Below are 26228 nucleotides of genomic sequence, written 5' to 3'. Positions count from 1 at the left end.
GTCGGCTCCCTGGTTAGCTATCGCTTATATAGCCTGTTCGAGCGATGGGCGTTCGCCCGGCTAGGAATTTCTCCTAGTACCACAGGACAGTGGTGCGATTTTCCTCAGGCGCTTTACTGGTCATAGCAAGCCCGGCAGGACGCTGGGCCTTTCGAACTCAATTTGGATGAGGTGCCAAGATGGCCGGGTTGACAGGGAATGTTGCTTCCTTGAATGGAAGCGTGATTGCGGTATCGGTAGATGGAAGCGAACGGGAATTAAGCGCTGGTGATGCGATCTTCCCAAATGAAGAGCTGAGGACTTCCGCGGGGGCCAGTATTCAGCTGGTCCTGACCAATGGTGAGACCCTCTCGCTGGGTGAAGGAGAAACCTGGCTCGCGCCGGATTTCGCTAATGGCAATCAAGCAGATGTCGCCGGGATGGTAAGTTTCGTCAGCGGCTCAGTGGTTGCGGTTGGTGTTGGCGGCGTAGAACGGGTGCTGCTTGCCGGCGATCCTATCTACGCAGATGAGGTGGTGCGCACCGGCCCAGATGGCCGTATTGAAATGTCCATGGTGACGGGCGAGTCGATTACTCTTGAGGGCGGGCAGAGCTGGTTGGCTTCGTCAGATACCTTCACACCGGCAGACCAGTTCGATAGCAGCGCTGCAGTGGCTGATACCGAAAGCTTTGGGGATCTTGATGCTATTCAGGCCGCAATTCTGGCGGGGCAGGATCCGACAGCCGTGGGTGAGGCTACCGCTGCCGGGGCACCAGGCGCTGGCGCAGGTGGTGGACCCGGCGGTAACGAGGGCGCTGATTTCGTCGTCTTGGCAAGGACGGCAGGTGAGGTGGACCCTTCCGCTGGTTATCAGACAGCAGGGATTGGGTTCAGCATTGAGCAGCCGGCAGGGGAAGAGCTTGTTGTTCTGTTCGATGCCGTGGTACTCCTCAGTGATCTTACGCTGAACGAAGGAGCCGAAGCAGGTTATATCTCAGCAACCGTTTCTGAGCCTGTTAGCGGGACTCCGCTGATTATTACCCTGGATAACGGCTCGACAATTACTATTCCTGTTGGATCTACAACCGGCCTATCTACGCCATTTGAGGTGCAGGGTGATGATCCGTATATCGATGGCGAAAGCTACGAGGTCGGCATCAGCAGCGTCAGCGGCGGTAACTTCGAGGCCCTGGATAGCAGCGATACCGCTACCGTCACCATTAACGACACCATTGATACGACTGTCATTACCCTTGGCGATATCACCGTTAATGAAGGCAGCGGCTCCGCCAGCATTACGGCGATTCTGGGTGCGGCTGTCACTGAATCCCCATTGGTCATCACCCTGGATAACGGCGCTACGATCACCATTGGTGTGGGCGAGACTACCGGTACCTCCGAGCCGTTCAGCGTGCAGGGCGATGACGTCTACGTGGATGGTGAAAGCTACGAAGTCGGCATCAGCAACATCAGTGGCGGTAACTTCGAGGCCTTGGATAGCAGCGATACCGCTACCGTCACCATTAACGACACCATCGATACGACTTTCATTGCTCTTGGCGATATCACCGTCAATGAAGGCAGCGGTTCTGCCAGCATTACGGCGACTCTCGGAGCGCCAGTGACCGAAAGCCCGCTGGTGATCACCCTGGATAATGGTGCCACAATCACCATCGGCGTGGGCGAGACCACCGGCACCTCTGAGCCGTTCAGTGTGCAGGGCGATGATCCGTATATCGATGGCGAGAGCTACGAGGTCGGCATCAGCAACATCAGTGGCGGTAACTTCGAGGCCTTGGATAGCAGTGATACCGCTACCGTCACCATTAACGACACCATCGATACGACTGTCATTAGCCTCAGCGATATCACCGTTAATGAAGGCAGCGGTTCTGCCAGCATTACGGCGACTCTGGGGGCAGCTGTCACTGAATCCCCATTGGTCATCACCCTGGATAATGGCGCCACGATCACCATCGGCGTGGGCGAGACCACCGGCACCTCTGAGCCGTTCAGTGTGCAGGGCGATGATCCGTATATCGATGGCGAAAGCTACGAAGTCGGCATCAGCAGCGTTAGCGGCGGTAACTTCGAGGCCTTGGATAGCAGCGATACCGCTACCGTCACCATTAACGACACCATCGATACGACTGTCATTACCCTCAGCGATATCACCGTTAATGAAGGCAGCGGTTCTGCCAGCATTACGGCGACTCTGGGGGCAGCGGTCACTGAATCCCCATTGGTCATCACCCTGGATAACGGCGCCACGATCACCATCGGCGTGGGTGAGACCAAAGGCACCTCTGAGCCGTTCAGCGTCCAGGGTGATGATGTCTACGTGGATGGCGAAAGCTACGAAGTCGCTATCAGCAGCGTTAGCGGCGGTAACTTCGAGGCCCTGGATAGCAGCGATACTGCCACCGTCACCATTAACGACACCATCGATACGACCGTCATTACCCTCAGCGATATCACCGTTAATGAAGGCAGCGGTTCTGCCAGCATCACAGCGACTCTGGGTGCAGCGGTGACCGAAAGCCCGCTGGTGATTACCCTGGATAATGGTGCCACGATCACCATCGGCGTCGGCGAGACCACCGGTACCTCCGAGCCGTTCAGCGTGCAGGGCGATGATGTCTACGTGGATGGCGAAAGCTACGAAGTCGCTATCAGCAGCGTCAGCGGCGGTAACTTCGAGGCCTTGGATAGCAGCGATACCGCTACCGTCACCATTAACGACACCATCGATACGACTGTCATTACCCTTGGCGATATCACCGTTAATGAAGGCAGCGGTTCTGCCAGCATTACGGCGACTCTGGGGGCAGCGGTCACTGAATCCCCATTGGTCATCGCCCTGGATAACGGCGCCACGATCACCATCGGCGTGGGTGAGACCACAGGCACCTCTGAGCCGTTCAGCGTCCAGGGTGATGATGTCTACGTGGATGGTGAAAGCTACGAGGTCGGCATCAGCAACGTCAGTGGCGGTAACTTCGAGACCCTGGATAGCAGCGATTCTGCTACCGTCACCATTAACGACACCATTGATACGACTGTCATTACCCTTGGCGATATCACCGTTAATGAAGGCAGCGGTTCTGCCAGCATTACGGCGACTCTCGGTGCGGCGGTGACCGAAAGCCCGCTGGTGATCACCCTGGATAACGGCGCCACGATCACCATCGGCTTGGGCGAGACCTCGGGTACCTCCGAGCCGTTCAGCATTCAGGGCGATGATCCGTATATCGATGGCGAGAGCTACGAGGTCGGCATCAGCAACGTCAGTGGCGGTAACTTCGAGGCCCTGGATAGCAGCGATTCTGCTACCGTCACCATTAACGACACCATTGATATGACCGTTATTACTCTTGGCGATATCACCGTTAATGAAGGCAGCGGTTCTGCCAGCATTACGGCGACTCTAGGGGCAGCGGTGACCGAAAGCCCGCTGGTGATCACCCTGGATAACGGCGCCACGATCACCATCGGCGTGGGCGAGACCACAGGCACCTCCGAGCCGTTCAGCGTGCAGGGCGATGACGTCTACGTGGATGGCGAAAGCTACGAAGTCGGCATCAGCAGCGTCAGCGGCGGTAACTTCGAGGCCTTGGATAGCAGCGATACCGCTACCGTCACCATTAACGACACCATCGATACGACTGTCATTACCCTCAGCGATATCACCGTTAATGAAGGCAGCGGTTCTGCCAGCATTACGGCGACTCTCGGAGCGCCAGTGACCGAAAGCCCGCTGGTAATCACCCTGGATAATGGCGCCACGATCACCATCGGCGTGGGTGAGACCTCGGGTACCTCCGAGCCGTTCAGCGTTCAGGGCGATGACGTCTACGTGGATGGCGAAAGCTACGAAGTCGCTATCAGCAGCGTTAGCGGCGGTAACTTCGAGGCTCTTGATAGCAGCGATACCGCCACGGTCAAAGTCAATGACACCATCGATCCCGTAACAGCCACGTTGAGTACCTCTACCGATGAAATTTCGGATAAAGGGGGCGATATCACCTACACCATACGGCTCACAGGCTCTCCTGGAGAGATCGACCCGGACCAGAACCTGGTGTTTCAGCTGGCCAGTGGTGAGACGATCACCATACTCGCAGGGGAAACAAGCGGTTCAACGACGGTTAGCTACACCTCAGGCGATCTTGGCAGCGAGGATGAGCTGGCAAACAGTATTGTCGCGGTAACCTCAGGGGGCTCTGAATATGAGCGACTGATTACATCGGGTAAAACCAGCGTTCCGGTGATTGATAGCAACACTGATCCAGAGTTCGATAAAGATTCCTTTGATGCCTCTTATTCAGAAAACAGCGGCGCAATGGCGGTACTGACCACAGTGTCGGCCAGCGATGAAGATGGCGATACGTTGACGTACAGCATCAGCGAAAATCAGACCGATGCGTTTGATAACGATCTGTTCGCCATCAACAGTGCAACGGGGGAAATCAGTTTGACCGAGGCAGGGGCTAAATCCTTCGCCAATGATTTCGAGACCGGGCCTAATCAGCATGTGATTACAGTAACGGCAACAGACGGTAATGGAGGGTCTGCCGAGATTGAGGTCACGCTGTCTGAGGAAAATCTGCCAGACCTGCATCTCTTTGGTGACAATGATGACAACAGTTTGGACACGTCCGGTGGCGACAACGATATTCTCGTCGGCGATGTCGGTGGCGTGACCTCGGTGGATCAACCTCAGGATTACCATATCGCCCTGATACTCGATGTATCCGCCAGCATGGATGATGATGATCCGGGGCTTGTGGAATACAAGGCTGCAGTGGAGGCGTATATCGATACGCTGAGCAAGTACGCTGGCGGAACGGTGACCCTGGGTTTGGTGACGTTCGATAATTACGCTACCGATGCTGAGCCGTTTGATCTGTCGACTGCCGTCGGCGTTGCCGCCGCGAAAGCGTATGTGGCCGAAGTGCTGGTGGCTGATGGCAATACCAACTACGAGGCTGGCTTGGAGAAGGCCTACGAGTGGCTCAAAGAGGCCGATGGTGATGCCATCAACCAGACTGTGTTTGTATCGGACGGACGGCCCAACCGGTTTCTCGATAACAATGGTAATTCCATATATGACCATGGCTTGTTTGCCATGGAACATGCTACCGGCACTTTCCCTGGGCTCTGGCCGTTTTATGGCGCCGATAACGTCAGTGAAGTGGATCTGTTGAAGTCACTCGGCACCGTCTACTCAATCGGTGTACGTATTACCGATCCTGACAGCGCTCCGGCGGAGGCGTTGAACATCGTCGCGACGGACGATTACATCCCGCTGGATGATGTCACTTCGCTGGGCGAAACCCTTGTGGGGTTGGCTCCGGTTACCAACCTTCACGCAGTGGGGGCTGACCAGATTGAGGGTGGAATGGGGGATGATCTTATCTTCGGTGACGCGCTCAATACTGACCTGCTTGCCCAAAGTCAGGGTATCGACCTGCCGGATGGTTCGGGCTTTAACGTGTTTAATGCACTTGAGAATGGCGCGGGCATCGATCCTGCCTGGAGCAGGGCGGATACCCTTGCCTATATCCGGGACAACCACGCTGAGCTCGCTGTGGAGAGCGGTCGCGAGGGTGGTGACGATATCCTCAAGGGCGGGGCTGGCAACGATATCATCTACGGCCAGGAGGGAGGCGATATCCTGATCGGTGGCAGCGGGAGTGACATTCTATCTGGTGGCTCCGGGGCGGATACCTTCCGCTGGATGGATGGCGATGCTGATAGTCAGTTTGTGCCCGAAGACAGGGTGGTTGATTTCAATGTCGATGAAGGCGATGTGCTTGATCTCAGCGACCTGCTGCATGGCGAGTCTTACGAACTCGATGGTAGCGGCGATGTAGAAGCCTTGAGCGTACAGGCGCTGTTGGATAACTACATTGAAATGACGGAAAGCGGTGCTAACGTGGAAATCGCCATAAGATCTGGCGGTGCAGGCAGCGAGGTCGACCAGCGAATCGTGCTGGAGAACACCTCGTTCGATACCCTGGCCGGAGCGCCCGGATCCGCCGCGACCGAAGCAGAGGCACTGGCGGGTATAATCAATAACGGTAACCTTTCGGTCGACCAATCCTGATAAAACCACCCCGAATGATGAAAGCCCGCCCTTAACCGGTGGGCTTTTTTTGTGTTTGTCTGCATAAGATCACGCTTATGTACCAGGGTACAGTACCTTCGATTCGAGAAGCTGCTTTACTGGCATTAGACGCATGGTTATATGAACGCTTTGTCTGTTGACATGATTACACAGAGAAAGCTTGGCCGTGATGGGCATGGAATGCCCGGCTGTAATGGGCAAGGACGCACCTTTGGTTCGAAGTATAAAAGTACTATCAGAGGTGGATCATGTCAGACGTAATTGGAACAGTATCATTCCTGCAGGGCTCCGCCGTTGCAGTATCTCCCGATGGAACGGAACGCCAGTTGGCGCTCGGTGATCCCATCATGTCGGATGACGTTGTGCGTCCGGCGGACGAAAGCCGTATTGAAGTGGCCCTTACCAACGGTGAATCCCTGGCCCTGACCAGTGGCGACAGCTGGGCGGCGGCAGATGCCGGCTTCGGTACCGAAGGCCAGTCCCAGGGCATCAATGGCGAAGTGATCGGCAGTGTGACCGCCGTATCCGGCACAGTAGTTGCGGTTGCTGCGGATGGCTCTGAAAGAATTCTGATGGCCGGCGACCTTATCTATGCCGATGAAGTGATCCGTACTGGCCCTGATTCCCGCATTAATATGACGCTTGATGTCGGCGGCCCCGTTGTACTCGAAGGTGGCCAGAGCTGGCTCGCGTCCAGTGATACTTTTACCCCTGCTGATCAGTTCGATAACACTGAAGCCGTTACCGATGGCGACTCCTTTGGTGATCTAGATGCTATCCAGGCCGCCATCCTGGCAGGCGCTGACCCGACCGCCGTGGGTGAAGCCACCGCAGCAGGTGGTGCTCCGGCTGCCGGTGCAGGCGCCGGTGGACCTGACGGTAACGAAGGTGCCGGCATCGTTGTAATCAACCGCACCGGTGGCGAGGTCGATCCGACTGCAGGCTACGGCACTACCGGCATCGGTTTTGCGGTCGAGCAGCCGCAGGGTGAAGAGCCTGTTCTGATCGACGATTTGCCGACCGTCAGTGTTTCTGTCGAAGTCAGCGTCGATACACCGACCGATCCGACCGATCCCACTGACCCGACCGATCCCACTGATCCTACAGATCCTACAGATCCTGGCACACCGGGTAGCGATGGTGTGGTCGTTAGTGGGAACAACGTTTTCATTCCTGAAGGCTCTGACCCGGGGAACGTCAAGGAAGTCACCTTTAACCTTATCCTGAGCAATGCTTACGATCAGGATGTGACCGTGACCTATCAGTTAGGTGGCGGTGACGCCACTTATGGCGTCGATTGGTATGACGGTGGTACAGGTCCGCAGACGGTAGTAATCCCTGCCGGCACTACCTCTATACCTGTTACCGTTTACATCGAGCAGGACAGGCTGGACGAAGGTAACGAAACCTTCGGTATCCAGATCCTGAGCGCTGTTAATGCCAGTGTTAACCCGGATGCGGCCAGCGGCACTGTTACCATCATCGATGACGATACTACGCCGGTTGCCGTGAACGACTCTGCGACCCTGAGCGAAGGCGCAAGCATCAGCGGTAATGTTCTGCCGAACGATACCGATGAAGATGGCGATGCCGCTGCAGGTAACCTTTCCGTAGTTATTCCTACCGGTTCCCAGATTCAGCTCAGCAATGAATACGGTGATCTCAGCATCGCCGCTGACGGTTCTTACACCTTTGTTCTGAATGATGCCGGGCTTGCGGCGCAGACAGCTCTGGATAGTGGTGAATCCCTGGCGGTCGTGTTTGAAAACGCCTACCAGGTCACCGACGGTGTTAACCCGGGCAGCTTTGCTGATGTCACCATCAACGTTGCCGGTGAGAACGATACGCCGGAAATCACTGCCAACCCGCTGGCCGATGGCAGCGCCGATGTGGTTTACGAAGCTGGCTTGCCTGCTGGCTCCGATGCCGCTTCTGCGTCCGAGTTTGCCTACGGTACCTTCTCTGTTTCTGATCCGGATGGTCTCGACGACCTGCAGAGCGTCACCATCAACGGCACGACTGTTGCATTGGCTGCGTTGGCGGGTACCAGCTTTGCTGGTGAGCACGGCACGTTTACCGTCACCACCTACAATGCCGCCACCGGCGTGGCGACTTATGAATATGAACTGACTCAGGCTACCACCGATGAAGCAGGTCCTGAGCAGGATACATTCACTCTGACGGTATCGGACGGCACAGTAAGTTCAGCGCCTGCCAGTATCGTTGTTGAAATTATCGACGACGTTCCGACTGCCAAGGATGATGGCTCTACCACTGCTGAAGATACTCCGGTTACCGTTGACGTTCTGAGTAACGATATCCAGGGTGCTGACGGTGCTACTGTAACCAGCATCGTCTCCACCACAGGCATCGGTTCTGCAGTTGTGACCGGTACCGACAGCGTGACTTACACCCCTGCCGCGGGTGAAGAGGGCAGCATCGAGGTGGTGTACGAAATCACCGACGCCGATGGCGATACCTCTCAGGCCACTCTTACCATCACCATTGGAGAAGACTCCGAGCCGACCATCAGCGTGGCTAACGCCAGCGTTGACGAGACCGGCGGTCTGGACTCCGATACCCAGTCGTTCAGCACCAACTACGGTAACGACAGTGCCGGTACCCTGGCGTTGAGCGCTGCCGGTGCTACCTGGGATGGCGTGGACACCCTGACAGCCGATAACGGTGACTGGCAGATCGTCGTCAATGGCGATGGCACCTACACCGTGACTCAGCTGCAGGTGATGACGCACCCGGACACCAGCGATCCGAACGATGCGATCGTGGTGAGCGTGACCGCTGATATCACCGATAACGAAGGTGATCCGGCACAGGACGTATTCACCGTAACCTTCCTGGATGACGGCCCAATCGCGGTTAATGACAGCACAAGCACTGCGGAAGATACGCAGGTGACCTATAACGTGCTGGCTAACGACACCCAGGGTGCCGATGGCGCTACCGTGACCAGCATCGTCTCCACTACCGGCACGGGCTCTGCGGTTGTCACCGGTACCGACAGCGTCACCTACACCCCTGCCGCGGGTGAAGAGGGCAGCATCGACGTGGTCTATGAGATCACCGACGCCGATGGCGATACCTCTCAGGCCACCCTCACCATCACTATCGGTGAAGACTCCGAGCCGACCATCAGCGTGGCTAACGCCAGCGTTGACGAAACTGGCGGTCTGGACTCCGATACCCAGTCGTTCAGCACCAACTACGGTAACGACAGTGCCGGTACCCTGGCGTTGAGCGCTGCCGGTGCTACCTGGGATGGCACTACCAATACACTGGCTGCCGATAATGGTGACTGGCAGATCGTCGTCAATGGCGATGGCACCTACACCGTGACTCAGCTGCAGGTGATGACGCACCCGGACGCCAGCGATCCGAACGATGCGATCGTGGTAAGCGTGACCGCTGATATCACCGATAACGAAGGTGATCCGGCACAGGACGTATTCACCGTAACCTTCCTGGATGACGGCCCAATCGCCGTTAACGATAGCACCGGTACAGATGAAGACTCCGCTGTCACCTACAACGTTCTGGCGAATGACATCCAGGGCGCTGATGGCGCTACCGTAACCAGCATCGTTTCCAACAGCGGTACTGGCTCCGCGGTTGTGACCGGTACTGACAGCGTGACCTACACCCCCTCAGCGGGTGAAGAGGGCAGCATCGACGTGGTCTATGAGATCACCGACGCCGATGGCGACACCTCTCAGGCCACTCTGACTATTACGATTGGACCTGATTCCAAACCGGAAATTGAGGTCGATAACGCTGTTCTTGATGAGACCGGCGGTCTGGATTCGGTGACCGAAGACTTCTCCACCTCCTACGGCAACGACAGTGCCGGCACACTGAGCCTCAGCGCCACCGGTGCAACCTGGAATAACGCAACTCAGACGTTGGCCGCGGATAACGGTGACTGGAAAATCGTCGTCAATGGCGACGGAACCTACACGGTCACTCAACTGCAGGCTATGTCCCACCCGGATGATACCGACCCGAATGATCCGATCGTTGTAGATGTAACGGCGAATATCACCGACAACGAAGGCGATCCAGCGCAGGATAACTTTACGGTTACCTTCCTGGATGATGGTCCGACCGTGGACGTGACCGTCACCGAGGCCAGCATCCCGAGCCTGAGCACCGACGATGCCAACACCATCGGTGCCGCCAGCGATACCGACAGCGGCGACTTCTCCGGTCTGTTCGGCCTGACCCAGGATATGGGTGCAGACGATGACGGTACGGCCGCCAGCCTGAGCTACAGCCTGAGCATTGGTGCCGGCCTGGCCGCCACTGGCCTGAGCAGCGACGGCAACGCCATCACCCTGGTGATGGACGGTGACGACATCATCGGCCAGACCGCCGGTGGCGACACCATCTTCCGCATCAGCGTGGACAACAGCAGCGGTAGCGAAGGCACCGTGACCCTGACCCAGTACGCCGAGATCGACCACACCGACGAACTGGCCGATGGCGATGCTACTAACAACAGCATCAGCAGCCTGGGACTGGCCGCGGGCAGCATCGAGCTGACCGCCTCTGCCAGCATCACCGACGGTGATGACGACAGTGCCAGCGACTCCGAGACCGTCAACATCGGTGGCGCGTTCAGCTTCGTGGATGACCTGCCGACCGTGATCGACCCAGAGGTTGCCTTCGTTGTGAACAAGACGGGGGCGTTGGGTACGACCACTGTGTCTCTTGATGTCAGTGACGGAAATATCGGCAACAACTTCGGTGCCGATGGGGCCGGTACTTTAAGGTTCACCGCCACCAATGGTTCTGACAGTGGTTATACCAGCGGAGGGTTGGCTGTATACCTTTACCTGGCGGCGAATGGCAGTCTGGTGGGTTCAACCACTGAGCCGGATGGCGTATTGAACGGTGATTCTGCGGCGGTAACCGGCTCGCAGGTGTTTACCATCACTCTGAACGTTGATGCGACAGACGTTACTGATGATACATACACCTTCACGCTGTACGGGCAGATAGATGGAGGCCTCACAACGTATTCAGTGCAAGATGCAGGTTTTGATTTCCATGGCGGCAACACAAACTATGCATACTTCCTGGATGAGAACCCAACTGATGCGAATGGCGAGCAGGATATCCTCTTAACGCCTATGGTGAATGGGGTTACCGCTGGTAAGACAAATACCAACGCGAATGAAGGGGGTATCTCCTCAGGTCAAAGTGTCGGTTCAGGCGAGGCGATGCGAGTAGATTATGTTCGGGGCCTGACCGGTACTCCCACCCAGCAGGACTGGAGCGTTGCGAACGCGGACTATACGTTCGACGCGCACAATACTGTTAACGGAGCGTCGGTCATATTCACGGCAACTTCCGGTTCTGATGTGCTGATCAAAGCATATGATGATAATGACTTGGATAACGTCGTCGGCGATGGGGCCCAAGATACCATCACCAGTATCTGGGTTACTTACAATAATGAGACATTCAGATTCACCAGTGATGGGGATCATACGTTCGGTACTGGATCGGGTGCCCGCTTGGTCTCTGTCGAACTCGGTTATGATGCCGATGGCACTGCGTTGGTCGAAGGGGTTGTCGATGGTATGACGGTCGCAACCTTCACATCGAGCGGGTTTAGCTCGGTTGAGTATCACTACGAGTCGGGCGGTACCTTTAAACTCGGCGCTTTCGGTGCGGGTGTGCCGACGCCGGGGGATCTGATCACCATGGATTACGATCTTGAACTTACCGATGGTGACGGCGACAGCGTGACCATTACCGATGGCATCCATATTCAGCTCAGCCCTGAGGATCACGAAATCCAAGAGGGTACTTCCGGCGGAGATTCGCTTGAGGCAAGTGCTCCAGATCAGGCAGCAACGCTGCTTGGGTATGAGGGCGATGACATTCTGATAGGCGGAGACGAGAACGATATCCTGGTCGGTGGCCAGGGTGACGACACTCTCACGGGCGGCGCCGGTATTGATGTCTTTGTCTGGAATAGAGGAGATGAGGGTGGTGTCGGTATCGGTAACTTTGCCGAGGACACCATCACTGACTTCAACACAGCCGAAGGCGATGTGCTGGACCTAGCCGACCTGCTTGTTGATGAAACCGAAGCTACTATCGACCAGTACATCTACGTCGATGACGATGGTAGCGATAGTACACTCTACATCAGTACCAATGGTGGTATGGGAGGTGTAGCCAATGCTGGTGAAGCAGCCGCTGCCGCCGATCAGGTCATCACACTGGATGGTGTAACTGGAGAAGACCTCAGTACCTTGATTAGCAACGGCAACCTGAACGTCGATAACAGCTAAACACTGAGTTAGGCACTAAAAGGCCGGCGCTAAAACGCCGGCCTTTTTCGTTGTCGCTTTTATGGCCAGAGCATGATCAATGCTGAATAACGGTCTACCCGCGGTACAGAAAAAAGCCCCAACGTTTCCGCCGGGGCTTTCTCATTTCCAAGGCTGATTTCCAGCCGCATTAGATCCCGCCTTACTGATCAATCCTTTTCTGCAAATCAGTCCATAACCCCAGCTTGCTTGAGCTGCCCACCCGTTTACCTACGCCTCGTTCTTTCGCCAGCCAAAGGCTGTCGGCGTTGAAGCTGTAGACCGGTACCAGGTCCTTGCGCTGGTTGGCGGGCAGGATCTGGGGCTTGAGGTTGTCCAGCACCAGCGGGATGGAGCGGGGCTGGGGGAAGTAGGTCAGCACCATGTGGGCTTCGCCCCAATCCAGCGCCTTGACGTACATGATGCGCATGCGGTCGTCGGGTACGCCGAGTTCGCGCAGGGTGAAGTACTTGCCGATGGCGTAGTCTTCGCAGTCGCCGCCATAGGTGGTCAGTTTCTCGAAAGGTGTGGCCCAGTAGTCCTTCATTTTCCAGTGCACCGGGTCGGTGTAGTAGGGGACCTGGTTAAAGAAGTCGTTGACCGCCTTGACCTTGTCCATTTCCGTGGCCGACTGGTTGTTATCCGCCAGGTCTTTGAGCGCGTTCAGGCGCATCACCGCGCCTCGGCCGAACTTGGCCTCGACCCGGCTCAGCAGGGCAGGGCTGAATTCGACCAGGCCTTTGGCGAAGCTGGCCTGAGGGCTGAGGCTCAGCGCCAGGCCCAGGCCCAGGCTGAGAGCGCCCAGCGCCCGGCGCCCGAGGCGCCGGCAGGGTTTCAGGGTTAGGTTCATCGGCTTGCCGCTGTCAGTCCAATCTCGCGCACTGCCTGGTAGTCGTTGTCGCTTTCGACCGACTCCGCGAGGATGTTGACGTTAAGCAGCTCGCCCAGTTCTTTCATCGCTTCCACAAGACGACGTTTCTCGGCATCGTTACCGATGTTTTCGGTGTAGATGCGTGCCAGCCTGATGTAGTCGAGGCGGAACTGTTTGAGGCTGTCCATCGGGATAAAGCGGCTTTCAAAGCGTTTCAGGATCACCTTGGCGCCGTTGCGGTGCGCAAAGTTGATGAAGCTTTCGAAGGACTTCATATCCCGTGTCGCGCCGTAGGCGGTGATACTGAACACCAGATGGCTGACGATATCCTTGTTGTCCTCCAACAGCTTGAACAAGTCGCCACGGAATTCGTTACTGGCCAGGGCAGTGAACGACAGGTTCACGGCGACATCGTGTTCCACCTTCTCGCGGCGGATATATTCCAGTACGCGGGTGACGATGTTGAGGTCAAACTCGAGAATACGGCCCAGTGTCTCTGCCACGGAGATAAAGGTACCGATCGGCAGGGCTTCGCCTTTCTCATCGAATACCTGCGACATCGCCTCTTCAAGGACCAGAATATCCTCTTTGCCGTCGGCAAGGCTGTAGGCTTTAACGCCGTAATCGACTTTCACCAGGCGTTTATCAACGATCTGGCCCACCAGCTGTTTCCACTCATCCATGCTACGAGTGTTCGCGCTGTATTGGGTGATAGCGAAGCTGTTGTGGCCTATCAGGCGGGCCTTTTCGTAGGCTTCGGTGGCGGCAGATACCAGCGAGGCGGTGGTGCCTTGCGGATCCAGCGGTACGCCGCCGATATGGGCTACGTTCTCTTTGCCATATTCGCTGCCCAGCGCCTCAAGCCGTTTCAGCACGGCTTTGCAAAGTGCCTCTGCGCTTTCCTGGCTCTTGCAGTCGGTAATCAGGATGAATTCGGCGCCGACAATACGGTACATGAAGTCGCCAGCCACGCCCTGATCCTTCAGCGCTTCGCGGGTCTCGGTGACAAAAGATTTGATAAAGGTGTCGACCTTGTCGCTGCTCAGGCGCGAAGCCAGTTTGCCGAGCTCGTCGATGCGCAGGATAAACAGGTAGCCTTCCTGGCGCGACATAAAGCGGTCTTTCATCTCGGTTTCAAAGGTGGCCTTGGTTTCCAGGCCGGTGAGCTCATCAACCCGCAGCCGCTTGCCGGTTTCCTCCAGGCGGTTGTTCAGGTTGGTGATCACTTTTTCGATCTTGCCGGACATCAGGTTCATGGAGTTAGCCACGTTGCGGATGTCTGTGGTCCAGGGCAGTTTGTCGATCTTGCCGAAATGGCCATCGGCGATGCTGAGGGCCAGCTTGTTGATGACGCCGAGTGGTCGCAGCACCAAACCAAGAATCAGCACCAGCAGGGCGATAAAAATCACCAGACAGATGGCGGCAAACATCAGTGAATCCTTCGCTTGCTGCCAAAGCTTGAGGTAACCAAGCCCAGGGTGAATGGTGACGAAGATTGTACCGCCGACAACCCAGCCTGCGTCGATCTCGGACTCAGCGGTAGCGGTTTGCATCGGGAAGAGGTCAGTGAACCATTCGGGCACCTCTTCAAAGCTCTTGGGATTGGTGCGCCGGACCAGCTCCTTGCCGTCGATGTTCTCCAGCAGGATCTCCAGGTAGTAGCCGCGGTCGAAGATGGTGTTCACCATGGTCGAGAGGATGGTGTCGTCTTCATCGAGGATATAGGGGCTCAGGGAGAGTCCAAGTGATGTGGCGGTATCCTGGGCGTGAATCTCCGATTCATCCTGGAGATAGCCGCGGATATTGTTCAGGCTGGTGTAGAAGTTGATTGCGAAGATCGCCAGGAACATGGCGGAGATCAACAGCATCAGCTGCTTGGACAGCGTCATCGACAGACTCCCTTCTCAAACAGCCAGTGGCGTCTGGCTGCTGCGGCACCTCAGCCACTGACGGCTGGACAAGCTGGCCTTTTGGATTGAATGAATTCAACGGCTGCAAAGCGCGCAGACTCGCAACCTGCAGCGATGAAGTTAGGGTCAGTTTAGTTCCGAATTGCTGTTATTTAAAAGCTAATATAACGCGCAGTTAAACGAAAACAGCCGGTTGCGCAGGGCACCGGCTGTTTCATAGTGAAGGGGCTGGTTCGGCAGAACTCAGTCGTCATCATCCTCGTCGTCATCTTCATCCATGACGCGGACGATTTTACGGTAGATCTCGACCCGGTCTCCGTCGGCCAGCTTGGCTTGAAGCTTGGTCAGCTTGCCGAAAATGCCGATCTTCTGGGTTTTCAGGTTGATCTCGGGGAAGCGCTGCAGAATGCCGGACTTGATGATCGCGTCTTCTACAGTGCACTCCTCTTCCACGTTCAGGTTCAGCCACTCCTGCTTGCTGCTACTGGCATACGCGACGGCGACCTTCATACCGCGCCCTCCAGTGAACCCTCTTCATTTTTGTTTTCGGCGCATGCCTCTGCACGCTTCTCCAGGGCGCGGTCGAGCACCCGTTTACCGGCAAGCATCAACCCCAGGCAGATAAACGCACCAGGGGGCAGAATCAGCAGCAGGGTGCCGCCATAATCCGGGAAGATATTCATCTCGATGACCGATGCCCAGTTACCCAGTAGCAGCGAGGCATCCGCGAACAGGGTACCGGCGCCGAAGAACTCGCGCATGGCGCCAAGCAGCACCAGCACCCAGGTGAAGCCGACGCCCATGGCGAAACCATCGAGCATTGAGGGCAGCACCCGCTGTTTGGAGGCAAAGCTTTCGACACGACCGAGGATGGCGCAGTTGGTGACGATCAGCGGGATAAACAGCCCCAGTACCTTGTAGAGTTCATGCATCCAGGCGTTGAGGAACATATCGACCATGGTCACCATCGCCGCAATCAGCACGATGAAGACCGGGATGCGCACCTGCGGCGTGATCAGGCCACGAATCATCGATACCAGCATGTTGGAGACCACCATCACCACCAGAGAGGCGAGCCCCATGCCTAGGCCGTTACTGGCGGTGGTGGTGACGGCGAGAAGCGGACAGAGAGCCAGCATCTGGCTCATGACTACGTTGTTGTGCCAGAGCCCTTCGCTCCAGATCTCTTTATAGGATGGGCTGCTCATTGCGGCGCCTCCTCTGTTGCCTGCTTAGCGGATAATAGGTGGCTCTGATCGGTCACGGCGCTTTGCAGATGCTCCTTCTGATCGCGGAACACCTGCAGCCCTTCATGGACGGCACCAACCACGGCGCGGGGCGTGATCGTCGCGCCGGTAAACTGATCAAACTGACCGCCATCCTTTTTCACGGCCCATTGCTTCTCGGTCAGGTTGTCCAGGGAATAGCCATTGAAGCTGGTAACCCAGTCGTTTTTGGCGATCTCGATCTTGTCGCCCAGGCCCGGCGTTTCGGCATGGGCGATGGTGCGCACGCCGGTGAGTTCGCCCTGGGCGTCAACGCCAATCAGTACGATGATGTCGCCGCTGTAGCCCTGGCCGATCACCTCAAAGGCGGCCCCGGTCAACTGGCCGTCCTTGCTGGCCAGGAACACCGTGGGGTCGCCGCCGAAGGGATTACCATCGAGCTTCGTGGTGCTCTCCAGCGGATTGTTGTCGTAGAGGCTGGCGGGCAGGACCTGAGACAGCATCGCCTGTCGGTCCTCCTCCATCCGCGCCTGGATATCCGCGCGGGTACCGTGTTCACCCAGCATCAGAATGATACTGACCAGCATCGCCATACCGCCGAGCAGGCCCGCCTGGTAACCGATACCCCGGGTGTAGCTGGGTACGATCGGTGTGGTTGTCATGCCTTCGTTTCTCATGATCACTCCTTGCCTGTGTTAATCGGCTTGCCAGTGAGGGTGTAGCCATAGATACGAGGGCGGAAATAACGGTCGATAATCGGCGTGATCGCGTTCATAAACAGCACGGCAAAACCGATCGCTTCCGGGAAGGAGCCCCAGCTGCGGATAATAAAGGCTACGGCCCCGATGCCGGCGCCAAACACCAGTTGCCCGGTAGATGTGGTGGGCGAGGTGACCATATCGGTGGCGATAAAGAAGGCGCCCAGCATCATTGCACCAGTTAGCAGATGGAACAGCGGCGGCTCAAAACGGTCCGGATTCGCCAGGCTGAAAATCAGCGACAGAACCATCAGGGTACCGAGCATGGAGACAGGGATATGCCAGCTGATCACGCGCTTGTAGAGCAGGAACAGCCCGCCCAGCAACAGCAGCAGGGCGGAGGTTTCCCCCAGGCTGCCACGGATATTGCCGAAGAAGGCGCTGCCGGCGCTGTAAGACTCCGCCATCGCATCCGGTACTGTCACATCCATGGTCAGCGCGGTTTTGACATGGCCCAAGGCCGTGGCACCGGTCACCGCATCCGGGATCGGCGTGATGCCGGCGGTAATCGCCAGGCTGTCGATAAAGCCCGGTGCGGCGGCGCTGGTGATCGGTGTGACATCGATCCAGGTGGTCATCTCCACCGGGAAAGAGATCAACAGCCCGACGCGGGCCAGCATGGCCGGGTTGAACAGATTCTGGCCCAGGCCGCCATACAGGTGCTTGCCGATGACCACCGCAAACAGGGTACCGACCACGGCGATCCACCAGGGTGCCCAGGGCGGCAACGTCATGGCGATCAGCCAGCCGGTCAGTAGCGCTGAGCCATCCCAGCAGCTCTGGGTGGAGCGTCCCGCCAGCTTCAGGCAGGCCGCCTCACTGCCGATAGCCGTTGCCAGACAGAGTACAAACAGGTTGATTGCCGGCCAGCCAAACAGGTAAAGCCCGTAAAGTGTGGCCGGCAGCAGTGCCGCACAGACCAGCAGCATGGTGTGCTGCACGGAACTGCGGTTGTGGGCGTGGGGGGAGGAGACCAGTTGATTCATGCTCCGCTTTCCTCGTTGGCTTGTGCTTTGACTTCCTGGGCGGCTTGCTCTTTCTCTTGCTGGGCCGCTTTTTCGGCCTTGGCTTTTTCGCGGGCTTCCTTGGCAGCCTGGGCCTTGGCCGCTTTTGCGGCCTTGGCGGCGGCTTTCTCGGCAGCTTCTTTCTCCAGGCGTGCGTTGCGTGCTTCCGACAGGGACTTGGTCAGCTCGCCGCGGCGCGTCTGTTCACGCTTGGCGCTCAGCTCGCCCTTGGCAAACTGGAAGTAGTGCACCAGCGGAATATGTGATGGGCAGACATAGGCGCAGGAGCCGCAGAGAATGCAGTCGCTAAGACCAAACTCGGAGGCGCCCTCGAAATCTTCGGCGTTGGCATGGCGCGCCATCTCCAGCGGCACCAGACCCATGGGGCAGGCGTTGACGCAGCTGCCGCAGCGGATACAGGGAGAGGATTCGGTCTTGCTGATCTCCGGTTCGGCCAGGGCGAGAATACCGCTGGCACCCTTGGTGATCGGCACATCCTGGGTGCGCAGAATCTGACCCATCATCGGTCCGCCCATGACGATTCGTGCCGGTGTTTCCTTCAGGCCGCCGCTGTGCTGCAGCAGCCAGCTCACTGGTGTGCCGAGCAGCACCTCCACGTTGCGCGGGGTGTCGATACACTGACCGGACAGGGTGACGATGCGCGACAGCAGCGGGCGGTTGTCGTACAGCGCCTGATGCACCGCGAAGGCGGTGGCTACGTTGTGTACCAGCGCGCCGACTTCGGAGCTACGCCCGCCCGCAGGCACCTCACGGCCCATGATCGCGTGAATCAGCTGCTTGGCTGAGCCCATGGGATAACGGGCTGGAATCACCTGTACGCTGACATCAGCAAAGCCGGCGGCTGCGGCTTTCATCGCCTCGATCGCGTCTGGCTTGTTGTCTTCAATCCCTGCGACGATACGGCGTGCACCGATGGCGCGCTGAATCAATCGTGCGCCGGAGATAATTCCAAAGGCGCGCTCACGCATCAGCATGTCGTCGCAGGTGAGATAGGGTTCGCACTCGCTGCCGTTAAGGATCAGCGTATCGATCTTCTGCCGCGCGCCGGATTTGAGTTTCAGTGCTGCCGGGAAGGTTGCACCGCCAAGGCCGACGATACCGGCCTGGTCGACGCGGTCGGCGATCTCCGCCGGTGACAGCTGCATTGGATCGCCGCTTTCCAGGGACTCCAGTCCTTTATCCAAACCATCCGGTTCGATGGTGATCGCATCGGTGGTCAGGCTGGAGGGGTGCGGTGCTGTGACCGGACCGACGGCGGTGACGGTACCTGAGGTGGGCGCGTGCAGCGAGGCGCAGACATCGGCTCCGGTAGAGGTGGCGATCAGCTGTCCCTTGAGTACATAGTCACCGGCCTTGACCACCGGATCGGCGGCGCGGCCCGCATGCTGACGCAGCGGCAGTTTCAATACCGGCGGAATGCCTAGAACATGGATCGGCAGGCCGGTACTCTGCTCCTTGCGCTCTTCGGCGTGGACGCCGCCCCGGATTTTCAGTTTTCCAAACATAACTTACTCCGCCACTAATACAGCCAACTCATTCAGCCGCTTATGCCTTAACTTATTTCTTAAGTTAAGCCGCCGCTGGTTTAGGCCAGTGCCAGTTGTCGAGGGATTCCTGCTCGGGCTGCATGGCGATGCAGTCTTCCGGACAGGCGTCTACGCATTTGCCGCAGCCGGTGCAGGCATCTGCGAAGACCACGTGGATCTGCTTGTTGGCGCCCATAATCGCGTCGGTGGGGCAGACCCGGTAGCAGCGGCAGCAGCCGGTGCAGAGGGACTCCTCGATCTTCGCCAGCATCGGCTCCGACGACATGCCGGAAAGGTCCGCATCCACGCCGAGCTTTTCCGCCAGGGCTTGGGCCAGGGCACGACCGCCGGGAGGGCAGCAGGTGACAGCTGCGTCACCCGCGACCATCGCTTCGGCGGCACCGCTGCAGCCAGGGAAACCGCACTGGCCGCAGTGAGTGCCGGGCAGCATCGATTCGATCTCCTTGACGATGGGGTTCTCTTCCACCGCAAACACCTTGTCGGCATAGCCGAGCAGCAGCCCCAGAGCGAGACCGAGAAGTGTCAAGACAGCAACAGCAGTTACCATGGCGAATATCTCCTTTTTGCGGGCAGGCTCAGACGAGCCCGCCAAAGCCCATGAAAATCATCGACAGTAGCCCCGCCGTGACCAGGCCCACTGGTGCGCCGGCGAAGGTGGCAGGCACGTTGGACAGCGCCAGGCGTTCACGCAGGCCGGCGAAAATGATCAGCACCATCGAAAAACCGATCGATGCGCCAAAGCCATACACCACACTCTGGATAAAGCTGAGGCCCTCCTGCACGTTCAGCAGCGCCACGCCAAGTACGGCGCAGTTAGTAGTGATCAGCGGCAGGAAAATACCCAGGGTCTGGTGCAGCAGGGGGCTGGTCTTCTTCACCATCATTTCGGTGAACTGGACAACAGCGGCAACCACGAGAATGAACGAGATGATGCGCAGGAACTGCAGGTTCAGCGGCTCGAGGATGTAGTACTCCATGATCCAGCTGGAGACACTGGAGAGCGTAAGTACGAAAGTGGTCGCCAGCCCCATGCCGGTGGCTGTGCTGAATTTGTTGGAGACCCCCATCAGCGGACAGAGGCCGAGGAATTTGACCAGCACCACGTTATTCACGAGTACGGTGCCGATGAAAAGGGTGATCAGTTCCATGTCGCGCTTAGCCTCCAGACGGGGAATCAGTCTTCTGGGGTGCTGAGTGCACCAAGCATGCCATGGGTAAGTCGTTGAAAATAAAAGAGGTTATTTTAGCGATAACTGTTTGAATAACGACATTGTTGTGTTTGTAACAGATCGGTGCAGGCGTGCACTTTTATGTGTCGTGCTTACTACATTTACCACTTATTTAGTGTGGTTTTTCTTTATATATAAGTCTCTCAGTCGGTGGCGCAGTAATTGCTTCTTCAGAACATCCCGTCATTTTAGGAGCTGAGAGCATGGCGAAAACGAAGCAGCCAGGTATCACCGATGAGACTCCTGTTCTGGAAAACAGCGACCTGCTTCAGGGGCTGCCGCCCAGCGTGTTTTTCCAGGCGGTAGAGCACTCGCCGGTGGCGATCTCCATCACCGATCTTCACGCCAACATTCTTTACAGCAACAAGGCCTTCACCAAGGAAACCGGTTACGCCGCCAGCGAGGTGCTCGGCCGCAACGAGTCGGTTCTCTCCAACCGCAACACGCCTCGGCTGGTTTACGATGCGCTCTGGGGCCGGCTGCAGCAGCTCAAGCCCTGGTCAGGGGTGCTGGTCAACCGGCGTAAGGATGGCAAGCGTTACCTGGCCGAGCTGATGGTGGCGCCGGTTTTGGATGAGGAAAACCAGCCTATCCACTACCTCGGTATGCATCGTGATGTTACCGAGCTCTACTCGCTGGAACAGCGGGTACAGAATCAGAAGGCGATGATCGAAAAAGCGGTTAACGCCGCCAACGTCGCGATGGTGCTGCTCGATGAGGACGAAAGCATCGTACTCGACAACCTCGCCTACAAAACCCTGGCCACCGATATGTGTCCGCAGGAGCCGAGCCATGTGATTCTGCGCGCACTCCAGGATGAGATGGGCGAGCGGCTGAAGGCTATCCGTGACCGTGGTGTTGGTTTTACCGATTATGAGATCCGTCTGGATATCGGCCGTAACAGCACGCCGCGCTGGTTCTCCATCGATGGCAGCATGATCGAGATCGGTGATGAAACCGCCGATTCCTTCTTCGCCCAGCCTGAGCGGCGTTATCTGATGCTGGTGATCAACGACGTTACCGAGCTGCGCCGTCGTCAGCACGCCGAGCAGATGAACGCACTCAAGCTGCTGATCGCTGAAGAAGAAGCGCTGCAGAGCATGCGTGAGGCGTTGAACGGCGCGCTCTACCAGTTCCAGCGTCCGCTCAACCTGATGAACGCCGCCGTGCGCATGCTGGAGCAGCGCAAGGGCGATGAGCGTGCGCTGACCGAGCAGGTGATCGGTGCCCTGCGTGAGGCAATCGATGCCGGTAACGAAGCGCGTGAGAAGCTTGAGCAGGCGGTGCCGAGCGAAACGCCCGGGGTAAAAACCTCGATCAACATGAACGAGCTGCTGCGCAACGTGCTGGAGCTCTCCACCGGCGATCTGCTCAAGCATGGCATCCTGGTGGACTGGCATCCGCCGCTGCACATGCCTGCCATGATCGGTTTCGAAAGCCGTCTGCATAGTCTGTTCAAGCAACTGGTCGACAACGCTATTGAAGCGATGGCGTCCAGCGGCGCATCAAGGCGTGAGCTGAGTATCGTCGCCCGGGTTGAAAACGGCGATGTCGTGGTGAATATCTCCGATACAGGGCCCGGTGTGTCGGAAGAGTACCGTACCCGAGTTTTTGAGCCGTTCTTCAGCACCAAACCCAATACCAACAAGGGTGCCGGTTATGGCATGGGCCTGACTATCGTTCAGGAGATTGTCGCCGAGCACCTGGGAACCGTTCATATCGATCCCCTCTACCAGGAGGGCTGCCGAGTCTGTGTCCATCTACCCCTGGGAACAGCCCGCAGCTAAGGAGCCGATTATGACGATGCAAGGAATCTTCACCCCGCGTAACCGTTCTGAGCTCCTCGACCGGCAGCTCAGCGTGCTGAGTATCGTATGCCGGACTTTAACGCGGTCGCTGGACCTGAATGCCAGCCTGGAAGAGCTACTCAAAGTGCTACACGTAGAGGGCGGCATGAAGCATGGCCTGGTAGCGCTGATGGATCCGGAGCTCGGCGAGCTCTGTGTAAGTGCCGTGCACAGCGGTTCTGAGATGGTTCAGCAGGCCAAGAACGCCGTGCGCTACCGGCGTGGTGAGGGGATTATCGGCACCATTCTGCAAAGCGGAAACTCGGTGGTGCTGATGCGTCTCTCCTCGGAGCCCAAGTTCCTGGACCGACTCGCTTTGTATGACTGGGAGGCGCCGTTTATCGGCGTGCCGCTGAAGGATCAGAGCGGCGAGGTAATCGGTGTACTCAGTGCCCAGCCCGCCTCGGAACTGGAAGAGTTCCTGGCGGATGAGTCCCGGTTTATGGAGATGGTCGCCAACCTGGTGGTTCAGGCGGTGCGTCTGCTCGCGCAGGTGCAGAACCAGCAGCGCAGCATCACCGACGAGCGTGACGAGCTGCGTCGTACCGTGCGCGCCAAGTTCGGTTTCGAAAACCTGATGGTGGGGCACACCACACCGATGAAGCAGGTGTTCGACCAGATCCGTCGCGTCGCCAAGTGGGATACCACGGTGCTGATCCGCGGTGAATCCGGTACCGGTAAGGAGCTGGTGGCCTGCGCTATTCATTACAACTCGCCCAAGGCGCATAACAGCTTTGTGCGGCTGAACTGCGCGGCACTGCCGGAAAACCTGCTGGAATCGGAGCTGTTCGGCCATGAGAAGGGCGCGTTTACCGGTGCGGTGAAGATGCGCCAGGGGCGTTTCGAACAGGCCGATGGCGGCACCTTGTTCCTCGATGAGATCGGTGAGATCTCGCCGCTGTTCCAGGCCAAGCTGCTGCGTGTGCTGCAGGAAGGCGAGTTTGAGCGAGTCGGTGGTAACAAGACGATCCGCGTTAACGTGAGGATCGTGGCGGCGACCAACCGTGACCTGGAGAAAGAGGTGCGCGAAGGCAACTTCCGTGAGGATCTTTACTATCGTCTCAACATCATGCCGATCAACCTGCCGGCCCTGCGTGAGCGCAAGGCGGACCTGCCGGAGCTGTGCAGCTTCCTGCTCGACAAGCTGTCACAAAATCAGGGGCGCAAGCTCAGCATCTCTGATGCGGCGATCCGCGTGCTGATGGGGCATAACTGGCCAGGTAACGTGCGCGAGCTGGAAAACGTACTCGAGCGTGCGGCGATCATGACTGAAGATGGCAATATCGAGCCGCAGACCCTCTCCTTGCAGGGGCTGGATATGCAGCGCTCGGCAGCACCTGGGCCGAGCAGTATGCCGATGCCTGCGTCGATGACAGCGTCTGCCGGCGAGCCGGAGCCGATGCTGGATGATCCCGGGCTCGATGAGCGGGAGCGAGTGATCGCAGCGCTGGAGCAGGCCGGTTGGGTTCAGGCCAAAGCGGCGCGTCTGCTCAACATGACGCCGCGCCAGATTGCCTATCGCATCCAGACGATGAATATCGATGTGAAGAAGATCTGATCGAAACAATCAATCCGGACCCAAGCCCCGCACCGGCACGCCCGCTGCGGGGCTTTCTGTTTTCTGGCGGTTTTCTGTGAGTGGTATTAACAGCCCGTCGCGGCTAACAACTAGCGATGTCGCAGATATGACAAAGCGCCGCTGTCTGTACCACAAGACACAAGGAAAAGACCCGCCAAATCCGGCTAAGTCCTTTTAAAACAGACACATAGTCTGTGGCCCACCGATTGCAACCCTCTTGTCAGCAGGTGATCTGCAACTGACAACCGGCCCTGAGGCCTCAGAGGAGTGAAAACGATGGAGTTGACAGTCCTGAACGAAGAACAGAGTCCGAGCACTGAAGGCGGTTGTTCAGCCAGTGCCTGCGGCAGTAGTGACGATCAGCTGGCTCATCTGTCAGATGAGATCAAACAGAAGGTCCATAACCACCCGTGTTACTCGGAAGACGCTCACCACTACTTTGCCCGTATGCACGTAGCGGTAGCGCCGGCCTGTAATATCCAGTGTCACTACTGCAACCGTAAATACGACTGCGCCAACGAGTCGCGCCCGGGTGTGGTATCCGAGTTGCTGACTCCGGACCAGGCAGTGAAGAAAACCAAGGCCGTGGCGGCAAATATTCCGCAGATGACTGTGCTCGGTATTGCCGGCCCCGGCGATCCACTGGCCAACCTGGATCGCACCTTTGAGACCTTCCGTCGCCTCAGCGCCGAAGCGCCGGATATCAAGCTCTGTGTATCCACTAACGGTCTGGCGCTGCCGGATGCCGTGGAAGAGCTGGCCAAGCACAACATCGACCACGTCACCATCACCATCAACACCGTGGATCCCGAGATCGGCGCCAAGATCTATCCCTGGATCTACTGGAACAACCGCCGTATCCGCGGCAAGAAAGCCGCCAAGATCCTGATCGAGCGTCAGCAGAAGGGGCTCGAGATGCTGGTGGAGCGCGGCATCCTGGTGAAGGTCAACTCGGTAATGATTCCGGGCGTGAACGACGAACATCTCAAGGAAGTCAGCCGCATCGTCAAGCAGAAGGGCGCCTTCCTGCACAACGTGATGCCGCTGATCGCCGAAGCCGAACACGGCACCTTCTACGGTGTGATGGGCCAGCGTGGTCCGAGCAACGAAGAGCTGATGGATCTGCAGGATGCCTGCTCTGGCGACATGAACATGATGCGTCATTGCCGTCAGTGCCGTGCCGATGCGGTGGGTCTGCTCGGTGAAGACCGCGGCGACGAGTTCACCATCGACAAGATCGAGGCGATGGATATCGACTACGACGCGGCGATGAAGAAACGCGCCATCATCCACCAGGGCATCGAGGAAGAGCTGGCGGAGAAGGAAAAACGCCGTGCCGCTCTGGCTGCGGTCAAAGTCCCGAGCGGTCCCGCTGTGGACAACAAGCACTTCCGTCCGGTGTTGATGGCGGTGGCTACCAGCGGCGGCGGCATGATCAACCAGCATTTCGGTCACGCCACCGAGTTCCTGATCTACGAAGCCTCCCGCGATGGCGTGCGCTTTATCAGCCACCGCAAGGTCGACCAGTACTGTATCGGTGACGACAGCTGCGGTGAGAAGGAAAGTGCTCTGGCAGGCAGCATCCGTGCCCTGACCGGTTGTGAAGTGGTGCTCTGCTCCAAGATTGGTTTCGAGCCCTGGGGCCTGCTGGAAGAGGCCGGCATCGCGCCGAACGGCGAGCATGCCATGGAGCCGATCGAGGAAGCGGTCATGGACGTCTACGAAGAGATGATCAAGACCGGCAAGCTGGATGAAGCCAAGTCCGAAGACAGCCAGATGACCGCCTGA

General features: G+C 57.7%; 14 protein-coding genes. 5 read left to right on the top strand and 9 right to left on the bottom strand.

What is annotated here, in order from left to right; all coding sequences use genetic code 11:
• Positions 1-209 precede the first annotated feature (209 nt).
• Positions 210-6089, top strand: coding sequence for a retention module-containing protein (locus C4S72_RS09410; protein WP_160115483.1), 5880 nt, complete (start codon positions 210-212; stop codon positions 6087-6089).
• A 269-nt stretch (positions 6090-6358) separates the two neighbouring features.
• The gene (locus C4S72_RS09405) at positions 6359-12430 is read left to right on the top strand and encodes a retention module-containing protein (protein ID WP_146071889.1); all 6072 of its coding nucleotides are present in this window, start codon (positions 6359-6361) and stop codon (positions 12428-12430) included.
• A gap of 181 nt (positions 12431-12611) precedes the next feature.
• Here the strand turns inward: C4S72_RS09405 and C4S72_RS09400 are convergent, their stop codons facing one another.
• The 9 genes from C4S72_RS09400 to rsxA all read right to left on the bottom strand — a co-directional run bounded on the left by C4S72_RS09400 (position 12612) and on the right by rsxA (position 20933).
• Positions 12612-13298, bottom strand: a complete 687-nt coding sequence (locus tag C4S72_RS09400; RefSeq protein ID WP_104002753.1) for a transglutaminase-like cysteine peptidase — start codon at positions 13296-13298, stop codon at positions 12612-12614.
• Positions 13295-15208: a bifunctional diguanylate cyclase/phosphodiesterase gene (locus C4S72_RS09395; protein WP_104002752.1), complete on the bottom strand. Its 1914-nt coding sequence runs from the start codon at positions 15206-15208 to the stop codon at positions 13295-13297. The genes C4S72_RS09400 and C4S72_RS09395 overlap by 4 nt, the downstream gene beginning before the upstream one ends.
• Before the next feature lie 264 nt (positions 15209-15472).
• On the bottom strand, positions 15473-15739 hold the full coding sequence (locus tag C4S72_RS09390) for an RnfH family protein (RefSeq protein ID WP_104002751.1): 267 nt from the start codon (positions 15737-15739) through the stop codon (positions 15473-15475).
• The gene (locus tag C4S72_RS09385; RefSeq protein WP_104002750.1) at positions 15736-16437 is read right to left on the bottom strand and encodes an electron transport complex subunit E; all 702 of its coding nucleotides are present in this window, start codon (positions 16435-16437) and stop codon (positions 15736-15738) included. The genes C4S72_RS09390 and C4S72_RS09385 overlap by 4 nt, the downstream gene beginning before the upstream one ends.
• Entirely contained in the window at positions 16434-17132 is a 699-nt protein-coding gene (rsxG, locus tag C4S72_RS09380) for an electron transport complex subunit RsxG (protein WP_235009080.1), read from the bottom strand. Before rsxG ends, C4S72_RS09385 begins: the two co-directional genes overlap by 4 nt.
• Positions 17133-17134: 2 nt before the next feature.
• Positions 17135-18199, bottom strand: a complete 1065-nt coding sequence (locus C4S72_RS09375; protein WP_104002749.1) for an RnfABCDGE type electron transport complex subunit D — start codon at positions 18197-18199, stop codon at positions 17135-17137.
• Positions 18196-19743 carry an electron transport complex subunit RsxC gene (gene rsxC, locus C4S72_RS09370; RefSeq protein WP_104002748.1) on the bottom strand — a complete coding sequence of 516 codons (1548 nt, stop codon included), beginning with the start codon at positions 19741-19743 and terminating at the stop codon, positions 18196-18198. Before rsxC ends, C4S72_RS09375 begins: the two co-directional genes overlap by 4 nt.
• Before the next feature lie 64 nt (positions 19744-19807).
• Positions 19808-20332 carry an RnfABCDGE type electron transport complex subunit B gene (locus C4S72_RS09365; RefSeq protein ID WP_104002747.1) on the bottom strand — a complete coding sequence of 175 codons (525 nt, stop codon included), beginning with the start codon at positions 20330-20332 and terminating at the stop codon, positions 19808-19810.
• 28 nt (positions 20333-20360) lie between these two features.
• Positions 20361-20933: an electron transport complex subunit RsxA gene (gene rsxA, locus C4S72_RS09360; protein ID WP_104002746.1), complete on the bottom strand. Its 573-nt coding sequence runs from the start codon at positions 20931-20933 to the stop codon at positions 20361-20363.
• Between the two features lie 284 nt (positions 20934-21217).
• Between rsxA and nifL the strand changes: the two genes are divergently transcribed.
• From nifL to nifB, 3 genes are all read left to right on the top strand, one after another.
• Complete coding sequence (nifL, locus tag C4S72_RS09355) at positions 21218-22801, top strand: nitrogen fixation negative regulator NifL (protein WP_104002745.1); 1584 nt, start codon at positions 21218-21220, stop codon at positions 22799-22801.
• A gap of 10 nt (positions 22802-22811) precedes the next feature.
• Complete coding sequence (nifA, locus tag C4S72_RS09350) at positions 22812-24419, top strand: nif-specific transcriptional activator NifA (protein ID WP_104002744.1); 1608 nt, start codon at positions 22812-22814, stop codon at positions 24417-24419.
• 297 nt (positions 24420-24716) lie between these two features.
• Entirely contained in the window at positions 24717-26228 is a 1512-nt protein-coding gene (nifB, locus tag C4S72_RS09345) for a nitrogenase cofactor biosynthesis protein NifB (RefSeq protein WP_104002743.1), read from the top strand.

Source organism: Marinobacterium lutimaris (assembly GCF_900108065.1).
Taxonomy (GTDB): domain Bacteria; phylum Pseudomonadota; class Gammaproteobacteria; order Pseudomonadales; family Balneatricaceae; genus Marinobacterium_D; species Marinobacterium_D lutimaris.
The sequence above is the reverse complement of the archived record's forward strand: the minus strand, read 5'-3'. Positions and strand labels throughout refer to the sequence as shown.

Excerpts from the sequence above, each read along its gene's own strand:
- C4S72_RS09405 (WP_146071889.1), top strand. The coding sequence starts at position 6,359 with ATGTCAGACGTAATTGGAACAGTATCATTCCTGCAGGGCTCCGCCGTT.
- C4S72_RS09400 (WP_104002753.1), bottom strand. The coding sequence starts at position 13,298 with ATGAACCTAACCCTGAAACCCTGCCGGCGCCTCGGGCGCCGGGCGCTG.
- C4S72_RS09395 (WP_104002752.1), bottom strand. The coding sequence starts at position 15,208 with ATGACGCTGTCCAAGCAGCTGATGCTGTTGATCTCCGCCATGTTCCTG.
- C4S72_RS09390 (WP_104002751.1), bottom strand. The coding sequence starts at position 15,739 with ATGAAGGTCGCCGTCGCGTATGCCAGTAGCAGCAAGCAGGAGTGGCTG.
- C4S72_RS09385 (WP_104002750.1), bottom strand. The coding sequence starts at position 16,437 with ATGAGCAGCCCATCCTATAAAGAGATCTGGAGCGAAGGGCTCTGGCAC.
- rsxG (WP_235009080.1), bottom strand. The coding sequence starts at position 17,132 with ATGAGAAACGAAGGCATGACAACCACACCGATCGTACCCAGCTACACC.
- C4S72_RS09375 (WP_104002749.1), bottom strand. The coding sequence starts at position 18,199 with ATGAATCAACTGGTCTCCTCCCCCCACGCCCACAACCGCAGTTCCGTG.
- rsxC (WP_104002748.1), bottom strand. The coding sequence starts at position 19,743 with ATGTTTGGAAAACTGAAAATCCGGGGCGGCGTCCACGCCGAAGAGCGC.
- C4S72_RS09365 (WP_104002747.1), bottom strand. The coding sequence starts at position 20,332 with ATGGTAACTGCTGTTGCTGTCTTGACACTTCTCGGTCTCGCTCTGGGG.
- rsxA (WP_104002746.1), bottom strand. The coding sequence starts at position 20,933 with ATGGAACTGATCACCCTTTTCATCGGCACCGTACTCGTGAATAACGTG.
- nifL (WP_104002745.1), top strand. The coding sequence starts at position 21,218 with ATGGCGAAAACGAAGCAGCCAGGTATCACCGATGAGACTCCTGTTCTG.
- nifA (WP_104002744.1), top strand. The coding sequence starts at position 22,812 with ATGACGATGCAAGGAATCTTCACCCCGCGTAACCGTTCTGAGCTCCTC.
- nifB (WP_104002743.1), top strand. The coding sequence starts at position 24,717 with ATGGAGTTGACAGTCCTGAACGAAGAACAGAGTCCGAGCACTGAAGGC.